Annotated in this window: 19 protein-coding genes; 3 read left to right on the top strand and 16 right to left on the bottom strand. The window is 64.5% G+C overall.

From position 1 onward, the window contains the following. Positions 1-103 precede the first annotated feature (103 nt). Complete coding sequence (locus tag K4G67_RS04875; RefSeq protein WP_239805256.1) at positions 104-856, top strand: sigma factor; 753 nt, start codon at positions 104-106, stop codon at positions 854-856. Between the two features lie 22 nt (positions 857-878). Here the strand turns inward: K4G67_RS04875 and K4G67_RS04870 are convergent, their stop codons facing one another. The 4 genes from K4G67_RS04870 to sucC form a co-directional block, all read right to left on the bottom strand. Next, positions 879-1,067 (bottom strand): DUF1289 domain-containing protein, encoded by a 189-nt coding sequence (locus tag K4G67_RS04870; RefSeq protein WP_239805255.1) that lies wholly within the window; start codon positions 1,065-1,067, stop codon positions 879-881. Positions 1,068-1,143: 76 nt separating this feature from the next. Further along, a complete protein-coding gene (locus tag K4G67_RS04865; RefSeq protein ID WP_239805254.1) occupies positions 1,144-2,073 on the bottom strand; it encodes an electron transfer flavoprotein subunit alpha/FixB family protein in 930 nt (309 codons plus the stop codon). Further along, positions 2,070-2,819, bottom strand: a complete 750-nt coding sequence (locus K4G67_RS04860) for an electron transfer flavoprotein subunit beta/FixA family protein (protein WP_239805253.1) — start codon at positions 2,817-2,819, stop codon at positions 2,070-2,072. Before K4G67_RS04860 ends, K4G67_RS04865 begins: the two co-directional genes overlap by 4 nt. A 71-nt stretch (positions 2,820-2,890) precedes the next feature. Beyond that, a complete protein-coding gene (gene sucC, locus K4G67_RS04855) occupies positions 2,891-4,090 on the bottom strand; it encodes an ADP-forming succinate--CoA ligase subunit beta (RefSeq protein ID WP_239805252.1) in 1,200 nt (399 codons plus the stop codon). A gap of 277 nt (positions 4,091-4,367) precedes the next feature. Here sucC and K4G67_RS04850 point away from each other — a divergent pair, with 277 nt between their 5' ends. Then, positions 4,368-5,162, top strand: coding sequence for a 3'(2'),5'-bisphosphate nucleotidase CysQ (locus K4G67_RS04850; RefSeq protein ID WP_239805251.1), 795 nt, complete (start codon positions 4,368-4,370; stop codon positions 5,160-5,162). A gap of 18 nt (positions 5,163-5,180) precedes the next feature. Here the strand turns inward: K4G67_RS04850 and K4G67_RS04845 are convergent, their stop codons facing one another. After that, complete coding sequence (locus K4G67_RS04845) at positions 5,181-5,858, bottom strand: YiaD family glycine zipper/OmpA-like lipoprotein (RefSeq protein WP_239805250.1); 678 nt, start codon at positions 5,856-5,858, stop codon at positions 5,181-5,183. Between the two features lie 206 nt (positions 5,859-6,064). Between K4G67_RS04845 and K4G67_RS04840 the strand changes: the two genes are divergently transcribed. Further along, positions 6,065-7,405 (top strand): hemolysin family protein, encoded by a 1,341-nt coding sequence (locus K4G67_RS04840; RefSeq protein ID WP_239805249.1) that lies wholly within the window; start codon positions 6,065-6,067, stop codon positions 7,403-7,405. A gap of 39 nt (positions 7,406-7,444) precedes the next feature. Here K4G67_RS04840 and K4G67_RS04835 read toward each other — a convergent pair whose 3' ends face one another. The 11 genes from K4G67_RS04835 to K4G67_RS04785 form a co-directional block, all read right to left on the bottom strand. Beyond that, positions 7,445-7,858, bottom strand: a complete 414-nt coding sequence (locus K4G67_RS04835) for a DUF3035 domain-containing protein (RefSeq protein ID WP_239805248.1) — start codon at positions 7,856-7,858, stop codon at positions 7,445-7,447. Positions 7,859-7,914: 56 nt separating this feature from the next. Then, complete coding sequence (lspA, locus tag K4G67_RS04830; RefSeq protein ID WP_239805247.1) at positions 7,915-8,439, bottom strand: signal peptidase II; 525 nt, start codon at positions 8,437-8,439, stop codon at positions 7,915-7,917. After that, positions 8,436-11,339, bottom strand: coding sequence for an isoleucine--tRNA ligase (gene ileS / locus K4G67_RS04825; RefSeq protein ID WP_239805246.1), 2,904 nt, complete (start codon positions 11,337-11,339; stop codon positions 8,436-8,438). The genes lspA and ileS overlap by 4 nt, the downstream gene beginning before the upstream one ends. 61 nt (positions 11,340-11,400) lie before the next feature. After that, entirely contained in the window at positions 11,401-12,327 is a 927-nt protein-coding gene (locus tag K4G67_RS04820) for a bifunctional riboflavin kinase/FAD synthetase (RefSeq protein WP_239805245.1), read from the bottom strand. 31 nt (positions 12,328-12,358) lie between these two features. Beyond that, positions 12,359-12,856, bottom strand: coding sequence for a dihydrofolate reductase (locus K4G67_RS04815; RefSeq protein WP_239805244.1), 498 nt, complete (start codon positions 12,854-12,856; stop codon positions 12,359-12,361). Next, positions 12,853-13,938, bottom strand: coding sequence for a 5-(carboxyamino)imidazole ribonucleotide synthase (locus K4G67_RS04810; RefSeq protein ID WP_239805243.1), 1,086 nt, complete (start codon positions 13,936-13,938; stop codon positions 12,853-12,855). The genes K4G67_RS04815 and K4G67_RS04810 overlap by 4 nt, the downstream gene beginning before the upstream one ends. Next, positions 13,928-14,416, bottom strand: coding sequence for a 5-(carboxyamino)imidazole ribonucleotide mutase (purE, locus tag K4G67_RS04805; RefSeq protein WP_239805242.1), 489 nt, complete (start codon positions 14,414-14,416; stop codon positions 13,928-13,930). The genes K4G67_RS04810 and purE overlap by 11 nt, the downstream gene beginning before the upstream one ends. 10 nt (positions 14,417-14,426) lie before the next feature. Continuing rightward, positions 14,427-15,113, bottom strand: a complete 687-nt coding sequence (gene gpmA / locus K4G67_RS04800; protein ID WP_239805241.1) for a 2,3-diphosphoglycerate-dependent phosphoglycerate mutase — start codon at positions 15,111-15,113, stop codon at positions 14,427-14,429. An 88-nt stretch (positions 15,114-15,201) separates the two neighbouring features. After that, positions 15,202-16,497 carry a dihydrolipoamide acetyltransferase family protein gene (locus K4G67_RS04795; protein ID WP_239805240.1) on the bottom strand — a complete coding sequence of 432 codons (1,296 nt, stop codon included), beginning with the start codon at positions 16,495-16,497 and terminating at the stop codon, positions 15,202-15,204. Continuing rightward, on the bottom strand, positions 16,497-17,510 hold the full coding sequence (locus K4G67_RS04790; RefSeq protein ID WP_239805376.1) for an alpha-ketoacid dehydrogenase subunit beta: 1,014 nt from the start codon (positions 17,508-17,510) through the stop codon (positions 16,497-16,499). The genes K4G67_RS04795 and K4G67_RS04790 overlap by 1 nt, the downstream gene beginning before the upstream one ends. A gap of 17 nt (positions 17,511-17,527) precedes the next feature. Next, on the bottom strand, positions 17,528-18,805 hold the full coding sequence (locus K4G67_RS04785; RefSeq protein ID WP_420829990.1) for a thiamine pyrophosphate-dependent enzyme: 1,278 nt from the start codon (positions 18,803-18,805) through the stop codon (positions 17,528-17,530). Positions 18,806-18,813 lie beyond the last annotated feature (8 nt).

Genomic DNA, 18,813 nt, shown 5'->3' with positions numbered 1-18,813 from the left:
GCTTAGGTAAAAACTGCTAGGTGCGCGTTTCCCGATATTAGCGCATGATCGATACTCTTCGTGCTGGGCGATCCGACCAACCCGCCCGCAGACGGAGAGTGCCATGTCCGCCACCACCGATGCGCTCGAGCATGAGGTAGGCTGCGCCCGCGCCATTCGCGCCCGGTATCGCGCGGCGCGGGACCGGCGTTGCAAGGCTCAGGAAAATCGGCATTTCGACCGGATCATGGCGCTGCTCGGACCGCGCATCCGTCATCTGACGCGTGCTTATGGCCTTAACGGCTGGGCCGACGACGCGGAACAGGCCTGTGCGATCGCGGTGCACCGGGCGATCGATGAATATGATCCGTCCATCGCGCGCTTCACGACTTTCGTCACCTGGCCGCTGAGGGGCGAATTGAAGGCATTGCGCAATCGCGTGCGACCGGAGTTGCGCGAAACCAAGGCATCGATGCGATACAGCGTTGTCCCGCTCGATCATGGCGAGGGCGAATTCATCGAACTCGTCGATGTGTCCGCGATGACGCGGGTGGAGCAGGGGGCCGCTCGCCGCCTGGCCCACACCGCGCTCGACCGGCTTCTGTCGGAATACGAACGCGGCATCATGGACCGGCTGTGCAAGGATCTTGCCTCGGCGGATAGGCCGGGCGGAGCGAGGCCGGGACCGGGCCGTGCCGCCATCGACGAAATGAAAGGCGTTCTGTGCAAGGAACGCGAAATCGTCGCGCGCTATGTCTTTGCGGATGGGAAGGACGATAAGTTCGCCGAAAACGATGCGAATTTCACGGCGGAGCAGCAGCGGCAGATCAGCCGGCGGGTTCTGCGCCACCTGAGCGCGAAGGCACCTGCGATCTGACCCTCACTGCGACGCGCCCGCGTCAGGGCCTCGATCGGTCTCCCGGCCCGCCGTCGAGCCGTTCGGGCAATTGCGCCATGATCGCCTTCCGCTCCTTTGGCGCAAGCGTCGCCCATCGGGTAATTTCGTCCAGCGTGCGTCCGCAAGCCGTGCACCATTCGCCCGCGTCGTCGAGCGTGCAGACCTTCCGGCAGGGGGAGGGAATCGTCATTGGTCGGCCTTCATGAAAAACCCCCGGCACGCACACATCGCGGCCGGGGGTTTCTTCTTTCACTTGCGGCAGGAAACTATAGCTTTTCGGTCAGTTCCGGCACCGCGTCGAACAGATCGGCCACCAGACCAATATCCGCTACCTGAAAGATCGGGGCATCCTCGTCCTTGTTGATGGCGACGATGACTTTGGAATCCTTCATGCCCGCGAGATGCTGAATCGCGCCGGAGATGCCGATCGCGAAATAGACCTCGGGCGCGACGATCTTGCCCGTCTGACCGACCTGATAATCATTGGGGACATAGCCCGCATCGACCGCCGCACGGCTGGCACCGACACCGGCGCCGAGCTTGTCGGCGAGCGGCATGATGATCTTTTCGAAGGTGTCGCCGTCCTTCAGCGCGCGGCCGCCCGACACGATGATGTTCGCGCTGGTCAGCTCGGGCCGGTCGCTCTCGGCGAGCTGCTGCCCGACAAAGCTCGACACGCCGGCGTCGCCCGGACCGCTCGCATCCTCGACGCTGGCGGATCCGCCGGTCGCGTCCGCCTTGTCAAAGGCGGTGCCGCGAACGGTGATGACCAGCTTCGGATCGCTCGATTCGACGGTGGCGATGGCGTTGCCGGCATAGATCGGACGGGTGAAGCTCTTGTCCCCCTCGACCGAGAGGATGTCGGAAATCTGCATCACGTCGAGCATGGCGGCAACGCGCGGGGCGATATTCTTGCCCGTCGTGGTCGCCGGCGCGAGAAAAGCATCGAAGCCCTCCATCAATCCGGCGATCAGCGGCGCGACATTCTCGGCGAGCTGATGCTCATACGCGGCGTCGTCGGCTTTGAGCACCTTTGTCACGCCGGCAACCTGCGCGGCGGCATCGGCGACGGCGCCGCAACCGGCACCCGCGACCAGGACGGTCACATCGCCCAGCTTCGCCGCGGCGGTGACGGTGGCGAGCGTTGCATCGCCCAGTTCGGAATTGTCATGATCAGCAAGGACGAGCGTATTCATTTCGCAACTCCCATGGACTTCAGCTTGGCAACCAGCGCGTCGACGTCCTCGACCTTTTCACCGGCCTGGCGAACGGGCGGTTCGGACACGTTGGTCACGGCGAGGCGCGGCGCGGTATCGACGCCGAAATCGGCGGGCGTCTTCGTATCGAGCGGCTTCTTCTTCGCCTTCATGATGTTCGGCAAGGAGGCATAGCGCGGCTCGTTCAGGCGCAGATCGGTGGTCACGATGGCGGGAAGCGTGAGCTTCACCGTTTCGAGGCCGCCGTCCACTTCGCGCGTGACGGTCACGGCATCGCCGTCGATCTCGACCTTGCTGGCAAAGGTGCCCTGCGGCCGTTCCATCATCGCGGCGAGCATCTGACCCGTCTGGTTGGAATCGTCGTCGATCGCCTGCTTGCCCAGCAGGACGAGGCCCGGCTCTTCCTCGGCGGCGATCGCCTTCAGGATCTTGGCCACCGCCAACGGTTCGACATCGTCATCGGTTTCGACCAGGATCGCCCGGTCGGCACCCATGGCAAGTGCGGTGCGCAACGTTTCCTGCGCCTTTGCCGGGCCGATGGATACCGCGACGATCTCTTCGATCTTGCCGCCTTCCTTCAGGCGGATCGCTTCTTCGACGGCGATTTCGTCGAAGGGGTTCATGCTCATCTTCACATTCGCGAGATCGACGCCGGAACCGTCGGATTTCACCCGCGGCTTCACGTTATAATCGATCACCCGCTTTACGGGTACGAGAGCCTTCATGCGCTTGTCTCCCAAGTTTCGTTCAAATTCAAAGGGGCGGTATGTTCATAACACACCGCCCCGCAAATGGTTCATGCGGCCTTCTTGACCTGCGCGACGATCTTCTCCGCCGCGTCGCCCAGATTGTCGCCCGACACGATGGGAAGGCCGGAATTTTCAAGGATTTCCTTGCCCTTCTCGACATTCGTCCCTTCGAGGCGAACGACCAGCGGCACCGACAGGTTCACTTCCTTCGCCGCCGCGACGATGCCATCGGCGATGATGTCGCACTTCATGATCCCGCCGAAGATATTGACCAGAATGCCCTCGACCGCCGGATCCGACAGGATGATCTTGAACGCCGCGGTCACCTTCTCGGTGGTGGCGCCGCCGCCGACGTCGAGGAAATTGGCCGGGAACGCACCGTTGAGCTTGATGATGTCCATCGTCGCCATGGCGAGGCCCGCGCCGTTCACCATGCACCCGATATTGCCGTCGAGCTTGATATAGGCGAGATCATGCTTGCTCGCCTCGACCTCGGCGGGGTCTTCCTCGGTCTCGTCGCGCAGTTCCTCGACCTTCGGATGGCGATAGAGCGCATTGCCGTCAAAGCTCATCTTGGTGTCGAGCACCAGCAGCTTGCCGTCCTTGGTTTCCACCAGCGGGTTGATTTCGAGCATTTCGCCGTCGAGCGCCATGAACGCCTCGTAAAGCTGCTTTGCGAGCTTCTGCGCCTGCTTGTTGAGGTCGCCGTCCAGCTTCAGCGCGAACGCCACCGCGCGCCCGTGGTGCGGCATGAAGCCCTGCGCCGGGTCGATGGTGATCGTGGTGATCTTTTCAGGGGTCGAATGCGCGACATCCTCGATATCCATGCCGCCTTCGGTCGACACGACCATGGCGACCTGGCCGCTGGCCCGGTCGACGAGCAGGGCGAGGTAGTATTCCTCGGCAATGTCGACGCCGTCGGTGACGTAGAGGCGGTTGACCTGCTTGCCCTCGTCGCCGGTCTGCACCGTGACGAGCGTGTTGCCGAGCATGTCCTGCGCATCGGCGCGCACCTCGTCGATGCTCTTGGCGAGGCGGACGCCGCCCTTCGCATCGGGGCCGAGCTCCTTGAACTTGCCCTTGCCGCGGCCGCCGGCGTGGATCTGTGCCTTCACGACATAGAGCGGTCCGGGCAGTTTCTTTGCCGCCTCGACCGCTTCTTCGACGGTGAGTGCCGCATGACCTGCGGGGATGCCGACACCGAAGTCCGCGAGCAGTTCCTTAGCCTGGTATTCATGGATATTCATGGACGGTCCCTATCATTAGAGTGAGTCTTGTGGCGCGGTTGCCCGCTTTTTGCACCCATGTCCCGCATTTTGCAGCCATGGCTCGCATTTTGCATTTGCGTAAAGCATAGCATTGCCTGCTTGAAAAGGGCTGCTGCCGCTTTGGCGAGGAGGCGATGCGCAAATGCGATGCGATTGCAAAGAGTGAAAGGCCGGCGGCGCCATTTTCCGCGCCGAAGGACAAAGGGCGATTGATGACGAACGCGAATACGATGACCCACGCAAATACCGGGCGGCGATGATCGACCAGGAACGCCTGGACCGGATCATGCAGGAGGCAGGCGACATCGCCATGGCCATGTGGCCGGGGGCGGGCCATGCGCCGGAACGCTGGGAAAAGGCAGACAATACGCCGGTTTGCGCCGCCGATATCGCCGTGAATGCCTTTCTGCGGGAAAAATTGTCGCGCCTGCTTCCCGCCGCCGGCTGGCTTTCGGAGGAGACGGCGGACGCGCCCGATCGTATCGCGGACGGTCTGATCTGGCTGGTCGATCCGATCGACGGCACGCGCGATTTCCTGCGCGGGCGGACGGGCTGGGCCATTTCCGTGGCTTTGGTCAGCGCGGGGCGCTCGCTCCTCGCCCGGTTGCAGGCCCCGGCGCGCGGCGAATCATGGTCGGCGGCGGCGGGGCAGGGCGCGACGCGCAATGGCGCCGCCCTGCGCGCGCGGCGGCGCGAATCGCTTGTGGGCGCGCGGGTTCCCGTCGATGCGCTGCCGAAAGTCGACCGGATCTTCACCATGGTTGACAAGCCCAACAGCATCGCACTGCGCATCGCGATGGTCGCGGCGGGGGAGGCGGATCTCGTGGCCACGCTGCGCTGGGGTTACGAATGGGACATCGGCGCGGCCGGGCTCATCGCGAGAGAGGCGGGCGCGATCGTCACCGACGCCTTTGGCCAGCCCTTCGCCTATAACAAGCGTGATCCCCGCGCGTTCGGTGCGCTGGTCACCGCGCCCGGCATTCATGCCCCCGCGCTCGCCCATATAAAGGAGCGGGCCGACCGGCTGTCCGCCGGGGCCCGCCCTTCATGAACGCGAATCGCGCAAGGATCAGTTGCGCGCGGCGTTCACCTCGTCTTGGCTGATCGGGATGATCTTGAGTTCGACGCGGCGATTTTGCGCACGGCCGGCCTCTGTATCGTTCGATGCGACGAAATTCGTCTCACCGAACCCCTGCGATGCGATGCGCGCGGCCGGCACGCCCTGCTGAATGAGGTAATTGGCAACGGCCTCGGCGCGCTGCTTCGACAATTGCAGGTTGTAGCTGTCGGACCCGGTCGAATCGGTATAGCCGTATACGTCGATCAGGCTGTTGGGATAGGTGCGCAGCGATTGCGCGATCGAATCGAGCGTGCTGCGGAACTGCGGCTGGATGGTGTAGCTGTCGACCGGGAAGGTCACGCCGTTCGGCAGGTTGACGAGGATCGAATCGCCATCCTCGCGCACGTCGACGCCGGTGCCGGCGGTCTGTTCGCGCAATTCCTTGATCTGCTGATCCATGGTGTAGCCGACCGCGCCGGCGGCCACGCCGCCCACGCCCGCGCCGATGATGCGCGCCGTCTTGCCGCCGATGATCCCGCCAAGCAGATAGCCCGCGGCCGCGCCGCCGGCGGTGCCCAGAACGGTGCGCGACACCTTCTGCTCCCCGGTGTTGGGATCGGTGACACAGCCGGACAGGCCGATCAGCGACACGGCGGCAATGGCGGTGGTGAAATAGCGTTTGGCCATGAAAAATATCCTCTTTAGACGCGCCGGGCGGTTTACGGACAACATATTCGAAATCTGGTTTCGGGCGACTGTTGGATTTCATAACGCGCGGGACGTGGCGCCGGTTCCGTATCGCCCACGCTATCGCGGCGCTTGCCGGGCGGGGGGAAAGGGCGCTATCATCCCCATTCAGACCTTCATCCCCGTTCTGGCCAAAGGCGCCCGGCTTGTCCCCCTTCCCCTGGACTGATCTTCTCATCATCGTCGGGCTGATCGTGCTCAACGGTGTGTTCTCCATGTCGGAACTCGCGATCGTGTCGGCGCGGCCGGCCCGGCTCGGCCGAATGGCGCAGGAGGGCAGCAAGTCGGCGCGCATCGCGCTTTCGCTGGCCAATGATTCGGGTAAGTTCCTGTCCACGGTGCAGATCGGCATCACGCTGATCGGGATCGTCGCGGGCGCCTATTCCGGCGCAAGCCTTGGCGACCCGGTGGGCGAGCGGCTGGCCCGGCTCGGCATTCCGGCGGATATCGCGGACGAGGCGGGCTTCATCCTCGTCATCGCGGTCACCACCTATCTCAGCCTGATCGTGGGCGAACTTGTCCCGAAACAGATCGCACTGCGCGGGCGGGAACGGATCGCGATGCTGACCGCGCCGCTGATGTCGCTGCTGGCGCGGATCGCATTGCCTCTGGTCTGGTTGCTCGACCGTTCGACCGACGTGCTGCTGCGTCTGCTCGGCCTGCGCGGGAGCGGCGAATCGGGTGTCACCGCGGACGAGCTTCACCTCATCATATCGGAGGCGACACGGTCCGGCGCGATCGAGGAAGCCGAGCGCACCATCATGTCGGAGGTGCTCCGCCTGTCGGACCGTCCGGTGCGCGAGCTGATGACGCCCCGGACCGAGATCGACTGGGTCGACCGGCGGGCGAGCATCGACGATCTGCGCGCCGTCATCAACAGATCCCCGCATTCGCTGCTCCCGGTGGGGCAGGGGTCGGTGGAAAACATCATCGGCGTCATCAAGGTGCGCGAGGCGATGGCCGTTCTGATGAAAGGGCGCCGCCCCAATATCTCCCGCATCATGCGCAAGGCGGAGGTGATCCCGGACCAGGTCGATGCGCTCGACGCGCTGCGCATCATGCAGCGCGGCGATGTCGCCATGGCGCTGGTGCACGACGAATATGGACAGTTCGAGGGGATCGTGACGCCGGCCGACCTTCTGTCCGCGCTGGTCGGGCATTTCGTCAGCCATGCCGACGAAGGCGACGATCCGATGGTGGTGGAGCGCGAGGACGGTTCGCTGCTGCTGTCCGGCGCGTTGCCGGTGGATCGCCTGCCCGAATATCTCGGCATCGAGGTGCCGGAGGACCGCGAATTCGCGACGCTGGCCGGGTTCACGCTCTGGGTGATGAAACGCCTGCCGACCGAAGGCGAATATTTCACCGATCAGGGCTGGCGATTCGAAATCGTCGACATGGATGGACGCCGTATCGACAAGCTTCTGGTCGGCCGCGAGGTGCCCACGCCGCCCGACGCGATGACGGACGGCGATCCGGCCGAGGCCTGAGGTCCGGCGGAGCCACCGCCGAACCGTTCGCCGCCGTCATCAGCCTTCGGGAATGACCGCCTGTGCCTCGCTGCCGTCGCCCTGCGGCGCGGCGATGATGTCGCGGGTGACGACACCCTTGTCGACCGTGTTCGTGGCCGTATCCCCGACCGAGGAACGGATGCCCGCATCGGACGCGCCCGCGCGCGAGATCGCCGTGCTTTCCACGCCGCTCCGGCTCGCCGGGCCGCCGAACATAGCTTCCAATGCCTGCTGACTGCTCGACGGGTCCTGCGGGCGGGGGGCGCCGGGTTCGGGCGGGGTCAGCGTGAAATCCGGCGGCAGCGCCAACGGTGCCTGTCGCGCGACGATCATCTCGTCCGGGGCATCGCGGTCGAACAGGTTCAGTCCGGCGCCGCAACCGCCCAGCATGGGCAGCGCGGCCAGAACGGCGAGAGCGGAAAATTTACGCATTGGGTGTCGTCTCCGGGCCGTGGCGGCCAGTTGTGAATAACGGGTGCGGCGATCCGTCATGCGGCCGCCGCGCTGTCCTCGGCCTTGTCCCGTATCAGCAGCGAGCGGGCGAGCAGCAAGACCACGCCGCCTGTAATCGCCGCATCGGCAAGGTTGAAAATGGCAAAGGGGCGAAACGTGCCGAAGTGCAGATCGGCATAATCGACCACGAAGGTAAAGCGCAGCCGGTCAATGATATTGCCGACCGCCCCGCCGAGCACGAGCGCCAGCGCAACGATATCGCCGAACCGCTTTTCCCGCAGCATCCAGATCAGCACGCCAAGCGCGATCAACCCCGTAAGCCCGAACAGCAGGATCCGGCTCTCCAGGCTGTCGGCGGTCAGGAAACCATAGGATATGCCGCGATTTTCGGCATAGCGCAGGTCGAAGAACGACACGATGTCGATCACCCCGCGTTCGCGCAGCCGCATCGGGCCGAGCAGCCAGAGCTTCACCAGCTGATCGGCGAGTGCGATGCCGCCCGCGATGGCAAGCCCGGTGGTCCGATGGCGCCAGACAGGCTGCGCAGGCGTATGTGTCACGCGGCATCCTCCGTATCGCTGACCACATGGTCACAGCGCGCGCAAAGGTCGCCGTCGTCCGCCACATCGGGAAGATGGCGCCAGCAACGGCCGCATTTGGCCATGTCGGTGGGCGTGATCTGCACAGCGTCGTCCTGCCCGCGTTCCACTGTCGCGGTGATGAACAATTCGGCAAGATCGCCATCGTCGAATCCGGCGGGCACCTGATCGGCGGGCACGCGGACCTCTGCGGCGAGGCTGGATCGGATGGTCTTTTCCCGCCGGAGCGGTTCGATCGCCTCGTTCACGTCCTCCCGCAATTCGCGCAACGCGGCCCAGCGCTCGCATAGCGCGGCATCGTGCCATGCCGGATCGATTTCGGGCCATTCGAGCAGATGCACGCTGTCCCCGTCGGGGAAGCGGGTCTGCCACACCTCCTCCGCCGTGAAGACCAGCACCGGCGCGGCATAGCGCACCAGCGCGTGGAACAGCATGTCCAGCACGGTGCGATAGGCGCGGCGCCGCGTGTCGGTCGGCGCATCGCAATACAGGCTGTCCTTGCGAATATCGAAGAAGAACGCGGACAGATCCTCGTTACAGAAATCGACCAGCGCCCGGTTGTAGTCGTTGAACTCGAAATCATCGACTGCGCAGCGCATCTTCGCATCCAGCTTCGCCAGCAGCGCAAGCACGTAGCGTTCCAGCTCCGGCAATTCGGAAACCGGCAGCGCCTCCTCCTCCGCATAATCGGACAATGCACCGAGCAGGTAGCGGAACGTGTTGCGCAGGCGGCGATACTGATCCCCGACACCCTTCAGGATTTCGGGACCGATGCGGTGATCCTCGGTATAATCGACCGAAAGCGCCCACAATCGGATGATGTCGGCGCCGTAATCGCGCATCAGGTCGAGCGGGCTGATCGTGTTGCCCTTCGACTTCGACATCTTCTCGCCCTTGCCATCCATGGTAAAGCCATGGGTCAGCACCGCGTCATAGGGCGCGCGGCCCCGCGTGCCGCAGCTTTCGAGCAGGGACGATTGAAACCAGCCGCGATGCTGGTCGCTGCCTTCCAGATAGAGATCGGCGGGCCAGGTGAGATCCGGCCATTTGCCCGATTCCAGGACGAAGGAATGGGTGCACCCGCTGTCGAACCACACGTCGAGAATGTCGGTGACCCGCTCGTAATCGTCGAGATCGTAATCGGGGCCGAGCAGCGCGGCGGCGTTTTCCTCGTCCCAGCCATCGACGCCGTTTTCGCGAATGGCGGCGACAATGCGCGCATTGACCGCCGGATCGACGAGATATTCGCCGGTTTCGCGATTGACGAACAGCGTGATCGGCACGCCCCACGCACGTTGACGCGACAGCACCCAATCGGGCCGGTTGGCGACCATCGAACCGATGCGGTTACGACCCTTCGCCGGAACGAAACGCGTATCGTCCAATGCGGTCAGCGCGGTGGCGCGCAGCGTGGTGCCGTCGGCCCGTTCCCTGTCCATCGGCACGAACCATTGCGGCGTGCAGCGATAGATGATCTTCGCCTTCGACCGCCAGCTATGCGGGTAGGAATGCTCGTAACTGCCGACCGACAGCAGCGCGCCCGCATCGCGCAGGTCTGAACAGATCGGGCCGTCGGGGGCGTTGAACTTCGGATTGATGACCGATGCGCTGCGCTCGTCCGTGCGCGGCAGCCAGAGCCAGTCCTCGCGATAGCGGCCATCGGCCTCCACCACGAATTTCGGGTTGATGCCGTATGCCTTGCACAGCTCGAAATCGTCCTCGCCATGGTCGGGCGACATGTGGACGAGCCCGGTGCCGGAATCCGTCGTGACGAAATCACCGGGCAGCATCGGGCGCGGCTCGGCATAGAACCCGCCGAGATGGTGCATGGGGTGGCGGACCTTGGTGCCGGCGAGGTCTGCGCCTTTCAGCACCAAAACCTCATCGAGGTATACGTTGATGGAGGTGTCGTTGTTCACGTTCTGCGAAGAACGCTCTTCCAATTCAGCTTTCAGCGCCTTTGCAACCAAAATCTGCTCGACGCCGTGCCACGGATGCGCCCGCATGGCTGCCTCATCATGCGCCCGCTGCTCATCACCTCCGATTCCAGTTGATGAGCCAGCATGCGAAACGTTGTAAAGCACATACTCAATATCCGGCCCATAGGCGAGCGCCTGGTTCACCGGAATCGTCCAGGGCGTCGTCGTCCAGATCACCGCATGAGCACCGACCAGTTCCGCCACCGGCGATTCGACAATCTCGAACGCCACGTCGATCTGCGTCGAGGTGATGTCCTCGTACTCCACCTCCGCCTCGGCCAGCGCGGTCTTTTCGACAGGCGACCACATCACCGGCTTCGCGCCGCGGTACAATTGCCCCGATTCGGCAAATTTCAGCAGCTCGGTGACGATCGTCGCCTCGGCGTCGTAATCCATGGTGAGATAGGGCTTGTCCCAATCTGCCATGGTGCCCAGCCGTTTGAGCTGATCGCGCTGCACATCGACCCAATGCTGCGCATAGGCGCGGCATTCGGCGCGAAATTCCTTGCGCGGAACGTCGTCCTTGTTCTTCTTCTTCTTGCGATACTGCTCCTCGACCTTCCACTCGATCGGGAGCCCGTGGCAGTCCCAGCCCGGCACATAGGGCGCGTCCTTGCCCAGCAGCGTCTGCGTGCGCACGACCATGTCTTTGAGCACATGGTTCAGCGCATGGCCGATATGCATGTCCCCGTTCGCATAGGGCGGGCCGTCGTGCAGGATGAACTTTTCCCGCCCGCGCCGCGCATCGCGCAATGTGTCGTAGAGATTCGCACCCTGCCATCCGGCCAGAATGCCCGGCTCCTTTTGCGGAAGGCCGGCCTTCATGGGGAAATCGGTCTTCGGCAGGAACACCGTGTCTTTATAGTCGCGCTTTTCGGTCATCGCCCGGCGCGTTAAACCGAAATGGCGCGCGGATAAAGCCGGTTCGACGTCGCGGCCCGCTTCACCCGTTCAACAAGACCCGCGCCCGGTCGCAATCCTTCGCCATTTGCGCCATCAATGCGTCGAGATCGTCGAACTTCGCCTCCGGCCGGAGGAAATGGTGAAAGGCGACCTCGATCTCCTGATCGTAGAGATCTTCGGCGAAATCGAAGAAATACGGCTCGAGCAATTCCTTCGGCGGGTCGAAGCTGGGGCGGATGCCGACATTCGCCGCACCCTGCAACACGCGCCCGTCGGGGAGCCGCCCGGTGACCGCGTAAATTCCGTATCGCGGACGCAGATATTGCCCGAGCTCGAGATTGGCGGTGGGATAGCCGATGGTGCGCCCCACCTTGTCCCCGTGCCGCACGATGCCGCGAACGGCGAACGGACGGGTGAGCAGCCGCGCGGCCAGTTGCGGATCGCCGGCGGTCAGCGCCTCGCGTATGCGGCTCGACGACACGATCTGTTCGCCATTGGTGACGGGGTCCACGGTGATCGCGTCCATGGATTTTTCAGCGCCGAGCGAGCGCAAGGCCGCAACATCGCCGCGCCGCCCCTTGCCAAAGGTGAAATCGCTGCCGGTAACGACGCATTTGGCGGCAAGGCGGGTGGCGAGCAGGTCGGCCACGAATTCTTCGGCCGAGGTCGTGGCCAGCGTCCGGTCAAAGGCGAAGACCACCATGGCATCGGCGCCCAGGCTTGCGAAAAGCTCCTGCCGCTGATCCAGTGTGGTCAGGCGGAAAGGCGGCGTGTCCGGCTTGAAATAGCGGACCGGATGCGGATCGAAGGTGGCGACGATGGCCGGGCGGCCATGGGCGCGCGCATCGGCGATGGCGGCGCCGATCACGGCCTTGTGGCCCGAATGCACCCCATCGAAATTGCCGAGCGCCATCGTCGCGCCGGCAAGCGCGTCGGGCATAGGTTCACGGGCGTCGAGGCGGATCATCGCGCGTCTTTGCAGGAACGGGGCGAACCGCTCAACCCCGGCGTTTCAGGGTGACGAAGCTATAGGCCGGGCGTTTCCCTTCGGCGGGATGATCCTCGCGCGCGGTTTCCTCCCACACGGCGGGGTCGGGCGCGTCCATATGGGTGTCGCCGGAAAAATCGGCATGCACCTCGGTCAGCTCGATCCGGCGGGCGCGCGGCATGACCTCTGCGAACACTTCCGCCCCGCCGATCACCGCGATGCGCGCGGCATTGGCGCGGTGGATCGCGGCGTCGAGATCGTGGACCACCTCCACATCGTCATCCTCGGCCTGCCAGCCATGCTGTCGGGTGAGGACGATATGCCGCCGACCGGGCAATATGCCGGGCAGCGAATCGAAGGTCGTACGCCCCATGATCATCGGCGATCCCATGGTCAGCCGCTTGAACCGGGCGAGATCCGCCGGGATATGCCACGGTAGGCGATTGTCGATGCCGATCACCCCGTTGTCGGCGCGCGCGGCCACGAGGAAAAGCTCCGGCCCGGTCACGCCGCCGCATCCATGATCAACCGCGTCACATGGCCCATCTTGCGCCCTTCGCGCACATCCTTGCCGTAAAGATGCAGGTGATTCGCAGGGTCGGCCAGCACCTCGGCCCAGCCATTGGCCTGTTCGCCGATGAGATTGTCCATCACCACGCCCGGCACGATCGTCGCCGTATCGCCCAGCGGCAGACCGCAAATCGCGCGAATGTGATTCTCGAACTGGCTCGTGCGCGCACCCTCGATGGTCCAGTGGCCGGAATTGTGCACCCGCGGGGCCATTTCGTTGAACACCGGCCCCTGCGCCGTCGCAAAGAATTCGAGCGTGAGCACGCCGATATAGCCCAGCGCCTCTGCGACCTTGGCCGACAATTCGCGGGCGGCGGGCACCTGCGCGGCGATGTCCGGGCGGGCCGGCACGGTGGAACGCGCGAGGACCCCGCTGCTGTGTTCGTTCTCCGCGCTGTCCCAGTACCGGATCTCCCCATCCATCCCGCGCACGAGTATGACCGAGAATTCGGCGAGGAAATCGACGAAACCTTCGTAGATGAGCGGCGTGCCTGCGGGCAGGTTCGCATCCTCGGCATCGCGGGGCGACATGATGCGCCACTGCCCCTTGCCGTCATAGCCGTCGCGGCGGGTCTTCACGATGCCGGGTGTGCCGATCTGTTCGATGGCACGGGTGAAATCCGCCTCGTCGTCGACGGCCATGAAGGGCGCGGGCGTTCCGCCCAGATCGGCCACGAAACGCTTTTCCGCCAGGCGATCCTGCGCGATTTCAAGCGCGCGGACCGGCGCACGCAACGGCGCGCCGCCCACCGCCGCAAGCGGGCCAACCGGCACGTTCTCGAACTCGTAGGTCACGACGTCGCACGTACCCATGAAGGCGGCAAGCGCGTCCTCATCCTCGAACGGGGCGGCGGTGAACCGGGCGCAGGTTTCGGCCGCCACGCATGGATCGTCGGGCGCGAAGACATGGCAGCGATAGCCAAGCTGCGCCGCGGCGACGCCCATCATGCGGCCAAGCTGCCCACCGCCCAGCATGCCGATCGTCGCACCCGGCGCGATGGCCACGCGCCTATCCCGCATCGGTCGGACGCTCCTGGACGGCGTCGCTCTGCATCTGGCGCCAGGCTTTCAACCGGTCGCCGAGATACGCATCGCCGAGCGAGAGGATCGAGGCGGCGAGAAGCCCTGCGTTCTTGGCCCCGGCCTCGCCGATGGCCAGCGTGCCGACCGGCACCCCGCCGGGCATCTGCACGATGGAAAGCAGCGAATCCTGCCCCGACAGCGCGCGCGATTGCACCGGCACGCCCAGCACGGGGAGATGGGTCATCGACGCGATCATGCCGGGCAGATGCGCCGCCCCGCCCGCGCCCGCGATGATGACCTTGATCCCATTGTCGGCGGCGCCCTTTGCGAAATCGAACAGGCGTTCGGGCGTGCGATGCGCCGACACGATGCGCACATCGGTGTCCACGGCAAGATCGTGCAGCACGTCGGCGGCATGCTTCATCGTCGGCCAGTCGGACTGGCTGCCCATCACGATCGCCACCGGTGCGGTCATCGCCCCTGCCTCAGCCGTCGGAGAGGTAGTAGCGTTCGCCTGACACCCGCCCGTTTTCCACCGGGTAGACGATGGGCTGCCCGGTCGGAATTTCGAGGCCGGTAATCTCGTCATCGGAAATGCCCGACAATTCCTTGACCAGCGCACGCAGGCTGTTGCCATGGGCGGAAATGATGACGGTTTCGCCCGCCTCCATCACCGGCACGATATTTTCGCGGTAATAGGGAAGCACCCGGTCGATCGTGTCTTTCAGGCTTTCGGCGTCGGGCACGGCGATGCCCGCATAACGATTGTCGGCGGACAGGTCGAACAGCCCGCCGCGCGCCATCGGCGGGGGCGGGGTATCGAAACTGCGGCGCCACACGTGCACCTGCTCCTCGCCATGCTTTTCCGCCGTTTCCTTCTTGTCCAGCCCGGTCAGCCCGCCATAATGGCGTTCGTTCAAACGCCAGTCCTTCGTTTCGGGAATCCAGAGCCGCCCCGCGGCCTGCAGCGCGATATGCAGCGTGCGGATCGCCCGCGTCTGAAACGAGGTGAAGGCGACGGTCGGCAGCATGTCCTTCGCCATCATCAGCTCGCCCGCGGCTTTCGCCTCCGCCTCGCCCTTGTCGGTGAGGTCCACGTCCCACCATCCGGTGAAACGGTTTTCGAGGTTCCACTGCGACTGGCCGTGGCGGACGAGGATCAGGCTGGACAAGGTAACCGGTGCTCCTGAAAAAAACGTTGCACCGGTGGCCCTAGCGAGCCGGGCGCGATTTGAAAAGTGCGCCCGGCGCTTATCGCGTTCAATCCATGAAGATCAGTGCGGGATGTTCGAGCAGACGCTTCATCCTCTGCACGAACAGGGCCGCTTCGTATCCGTCGATGATCCGGTGGTCGAAACCGCACGACACGTTCATGATCTTGCGCACGGTCATGAAGCTGCCCTCGACCACGGGCCGGTCGACCAGCTTGTTCGGGCCGATGATCGCGACCTCGGGCCGGTTGATGATCGGCGTCGTCGTGATCCCGCCCAGCGGGCCGAGCGAGGTAATGGTGATCGTCGAGCCGGACAATTCCTCCCGCCCCGCGGTGCCGTCGCGGGCCGCGGTGGAAAGCCGCGCGATCGCCTCCGCGCTTTCCCACACGGTCAGCGTTTCGGCATTGCGCACGACCGGCACCATCAATCCGTTGGGCGTCGCCGTCGCGATGCCGACATGCACCGCGCCATATTGCTGCAACATGCCGTTAGCATCGTCGAAATGCGCGTTGACCTGCGGAAAATCGGGAAGCACGCGGACGAGGGCACGCACGAAGAACGGCAGGATGGTCAGCTTGGGCTGCCCCTCCTCGCGGTCCTCGTTCATTGCGGCGCGCAGCTTTTCCAGCTCGGTAAGGTCGAATTCCTCGACATAGGTGATGTGCGGGATGTTGCGCTTCGCCTCGGCCATGCGATCGGCGATCTTGCGGCGCAGGCCGATGATCTTCTTTTCCTCGACCGCGTCGCGAACGGTGTAACGGCTGTCCCCCCCGCTGCCGAGATAGTTCTCGATATCGTCGGGCGTGACGCGGCCATTGCGGCCCGTGCCCGGCACCTTGGCGAGATCGAGGCCCAGCTTTGCCGCGCGGCGGCGCGTGGCCGGCGCGGCGAGCGCGAAATTCGGTTTCCCGCTCGAACTCGTCGGGGCGGGGGTTACCTTCGCGCGGGGTGCCGGGGTGGGTGCGGGCGCGGGGGCCGGGTTCGGCTTCGGGGCCTGCGCCGGTGCCTTCGGCGCGGGTTCGGGGGCGGGGTCGCCCGCCTGCGGCACATCATCGCCGGCATCGGTTTCGGCGGGCGCATCGTCATCGGCATTGCCCGCGCCCTCGATCTCCATCTCGACCAGCACGCTGCCGACCGCCTTCATCTCGCCGACCTCGCCGCTGATGGAAAGGATCCTGCCGCCGACCGGCGTGGTCATGTCGACCGTCGCCTTGTCGGTCATCACGTCGCACAGCGGATCGTCCTCGGCGATCTCGTCACCCGGCTTTACGTGCCATTCGACGATCTCGGCCTCGGCCACACCTTCGCCAATGTCGGGCAGGCGGAACTTGTAACGACCCATCAGCGATACTCCACGGCGGATTTGAGGGCTTCGGACAGGCGCACCGGTCCGGGGAAATAATCCCATTCAAAGGCATGGGGATAGGGCATGTCGTACCCGCACACCCGCGCGATCGGCGCGCGCAGATAGTCGAAGCAGCGCTCCTGTACCAAGGCCGACAATTCCCCGCCGAACCCTGCATAGCGCGACGCTTCGTGCAGGATGATGCAGCGGCCTGTTTTCCGCACCGACGCGGTGATCGCATCGATGTCGAGCGGCACGATGGAGCGCAGATCGATCAATTCCGCATCGACACCGGAATCGAGGATGCCCGCCTCCGCGACATGGACCATGGTGCCATAGGCGAGCACGGTCGCCTCGGTCCCCTCGCGCACGATGGCGGCGCGGCCTAGTGGCACCTCGTAATGCCCCTCCGGCACATCGGCGCCGACATGGTCCGAATTGGCCCAGGTCTTCAATTCCTCGTCCGGACGGCCGTAGAACGGGCCGTTATACAGGCGCTTGGGTTCCAGGAACACGACCGGATCGTCGCATTCGATCGAGGAAATGAGCAATCCCTTCGCATCATACGGGTTCGACGGGATCACGACCTTCAAGCCCGTCACATGGGCAAAGATCGCCTCGGGCGACTGGCTGTGGGTCTGCCCGCCGAAAATGCCGCCGCCATAGGGGGTGCGCACGGTGATCGGCGCCCAGAATTCGCCGTTGGAGCGATAGCGCAGCCGCGCCGCCTCGCTCACCAGCTGATCATAGGCGGGCAGGATGTAATCGGCGAACTGGATTTCGGGGACCGGGCGCAGGCCGTATGCCCCCATGCCGATCGCCGCACCGATGATGCCGCCCTCGGTCAGTGGCGCGTCGAAGCAACGTTGCAGCCCGTGCTTTTCCTGCAATTTCTCGGTCACGCGGAAAACGCCGCCAAAATATCCGACATCCTCGCCGAAGACGAGCACGTCCTCGTCCTGACCCATCTTTACGTCCAGCGCGGAATTGAGCGCCTGGATCATGTTCATGCGTTTGCTGGCCATGGTCAGCCTTTCTTTCCTTCAAGCCCGCGGCGATGCAGGAGTTCGCGCTTCTGCTCCTTCAGGCGCCAGTCCATTTCCTCGAACACATCCTCGAACATTTCGTCGATGGGCGGCTTCGACTGACCCAGCGTGCCGATCTTTTCCGCTTCCTTGACCGCGACGCGGACCTTTTCCTTCAATTCCTCGACCAGGGCGGCGTGGCGTTCCTCGTCCCATTCGCCAAGGCCGATGAGGTGGTCCTTCAACCGCTCCACAGGATCGCCGAGCGGCCATTTCGACGCTTCGTCCTTGGGCCGGTATTTGGTCGGATCGTCGGAGGTGGAATGCCCCTCCGCCCGATAGGTATAGAATTCGATCAGCGTCGGGCCATTGTTGGTCCGCGCGCGTTCGGCGGCCCATTGCGTCGCGCCCCACACGGCGAGGAAATCATTGCCGTCCACCTTCAGCCCCGGCATGCCATAGGCCAGCGCCTTGGCCGCGAACGGCGTCTGTTCCGCCTGCGCGAACCCGGCGAAGCTGGAAATCGCCCACTGATTATTGGTGATGCACAGGATCGTCGGCGCCTTGAACACGCCGGCAAAGGTCATCGCCTCGTGGAAATCGCCATCCGCCGTGGTGCCGTCTCCGACATAGCCGAGCGAAATCTTGCGCCCACCCTTGTACGCCGACGCCATGCCCCAGCCGACCGCATGGGCGAAACGCACGCCCAGATTGCCGGAGATGGAATAGAAATCGTAATCGCGCGCCGACATCAGAATCGGCAATTGCTTGCCCGCCAGCGGGTCCTCCGCATTGGAGAAGATCTGATTGCACAGCGTGGTCAACGGATAGTTGCGTGCATGCAACCAGGCGAGCGCGCGATAGGTGGGGAAGAACATGTCCCCCTTGTCCAGCGCCAGCGATTGCGCCGCCGAAATCGCCTCCTCGCCCGTGCTCTTCATGTAGAAGCTGGTCTTGCCCTGACGGTGCGCGCGGAACAGACGGTCGTCGAACACGCGCGACAGCATCATCGCGCGCAACCCCTTGATCAGCGTGTCGGCGCCCAGCATCGGGTTCCACGGCCCCACCGCATTGCCATCATCGTCCAGTACGCGGATCAGCTTGTAGGGAAGATCGCGCATCTCCTTTTCCGTCTCGGCGCTGTCGGGGCGGCGCACCGCGCCCGGTTCGCCGCGGTCGACATGGGCAAAGCTGACCTCCTCACCGGGCCGCGCAGGCGGTTCCGGGATATAGAGGCTGAGTGGCGGAAGGTTGGATTTGGACAGGTTCGAATCGGGCAAAATCGGCA

The sequence above is a fragment of the Croceicoccus hydrothermalis genome (assembly GCF_022378335.1).
Classification (GTDB): Bacteria; Pseudomonadota; Alphaproteobacteria; order Sphingomonadales; family Sphingomonadaceae; genus Croceicoccus; species Croceicoccus hydrothermalis.
The sequence above is the reverse complement of the archived record's forward strand: the minus strand, read 5'-3'. Positions and strand labels throughout refer to the sequence as shown.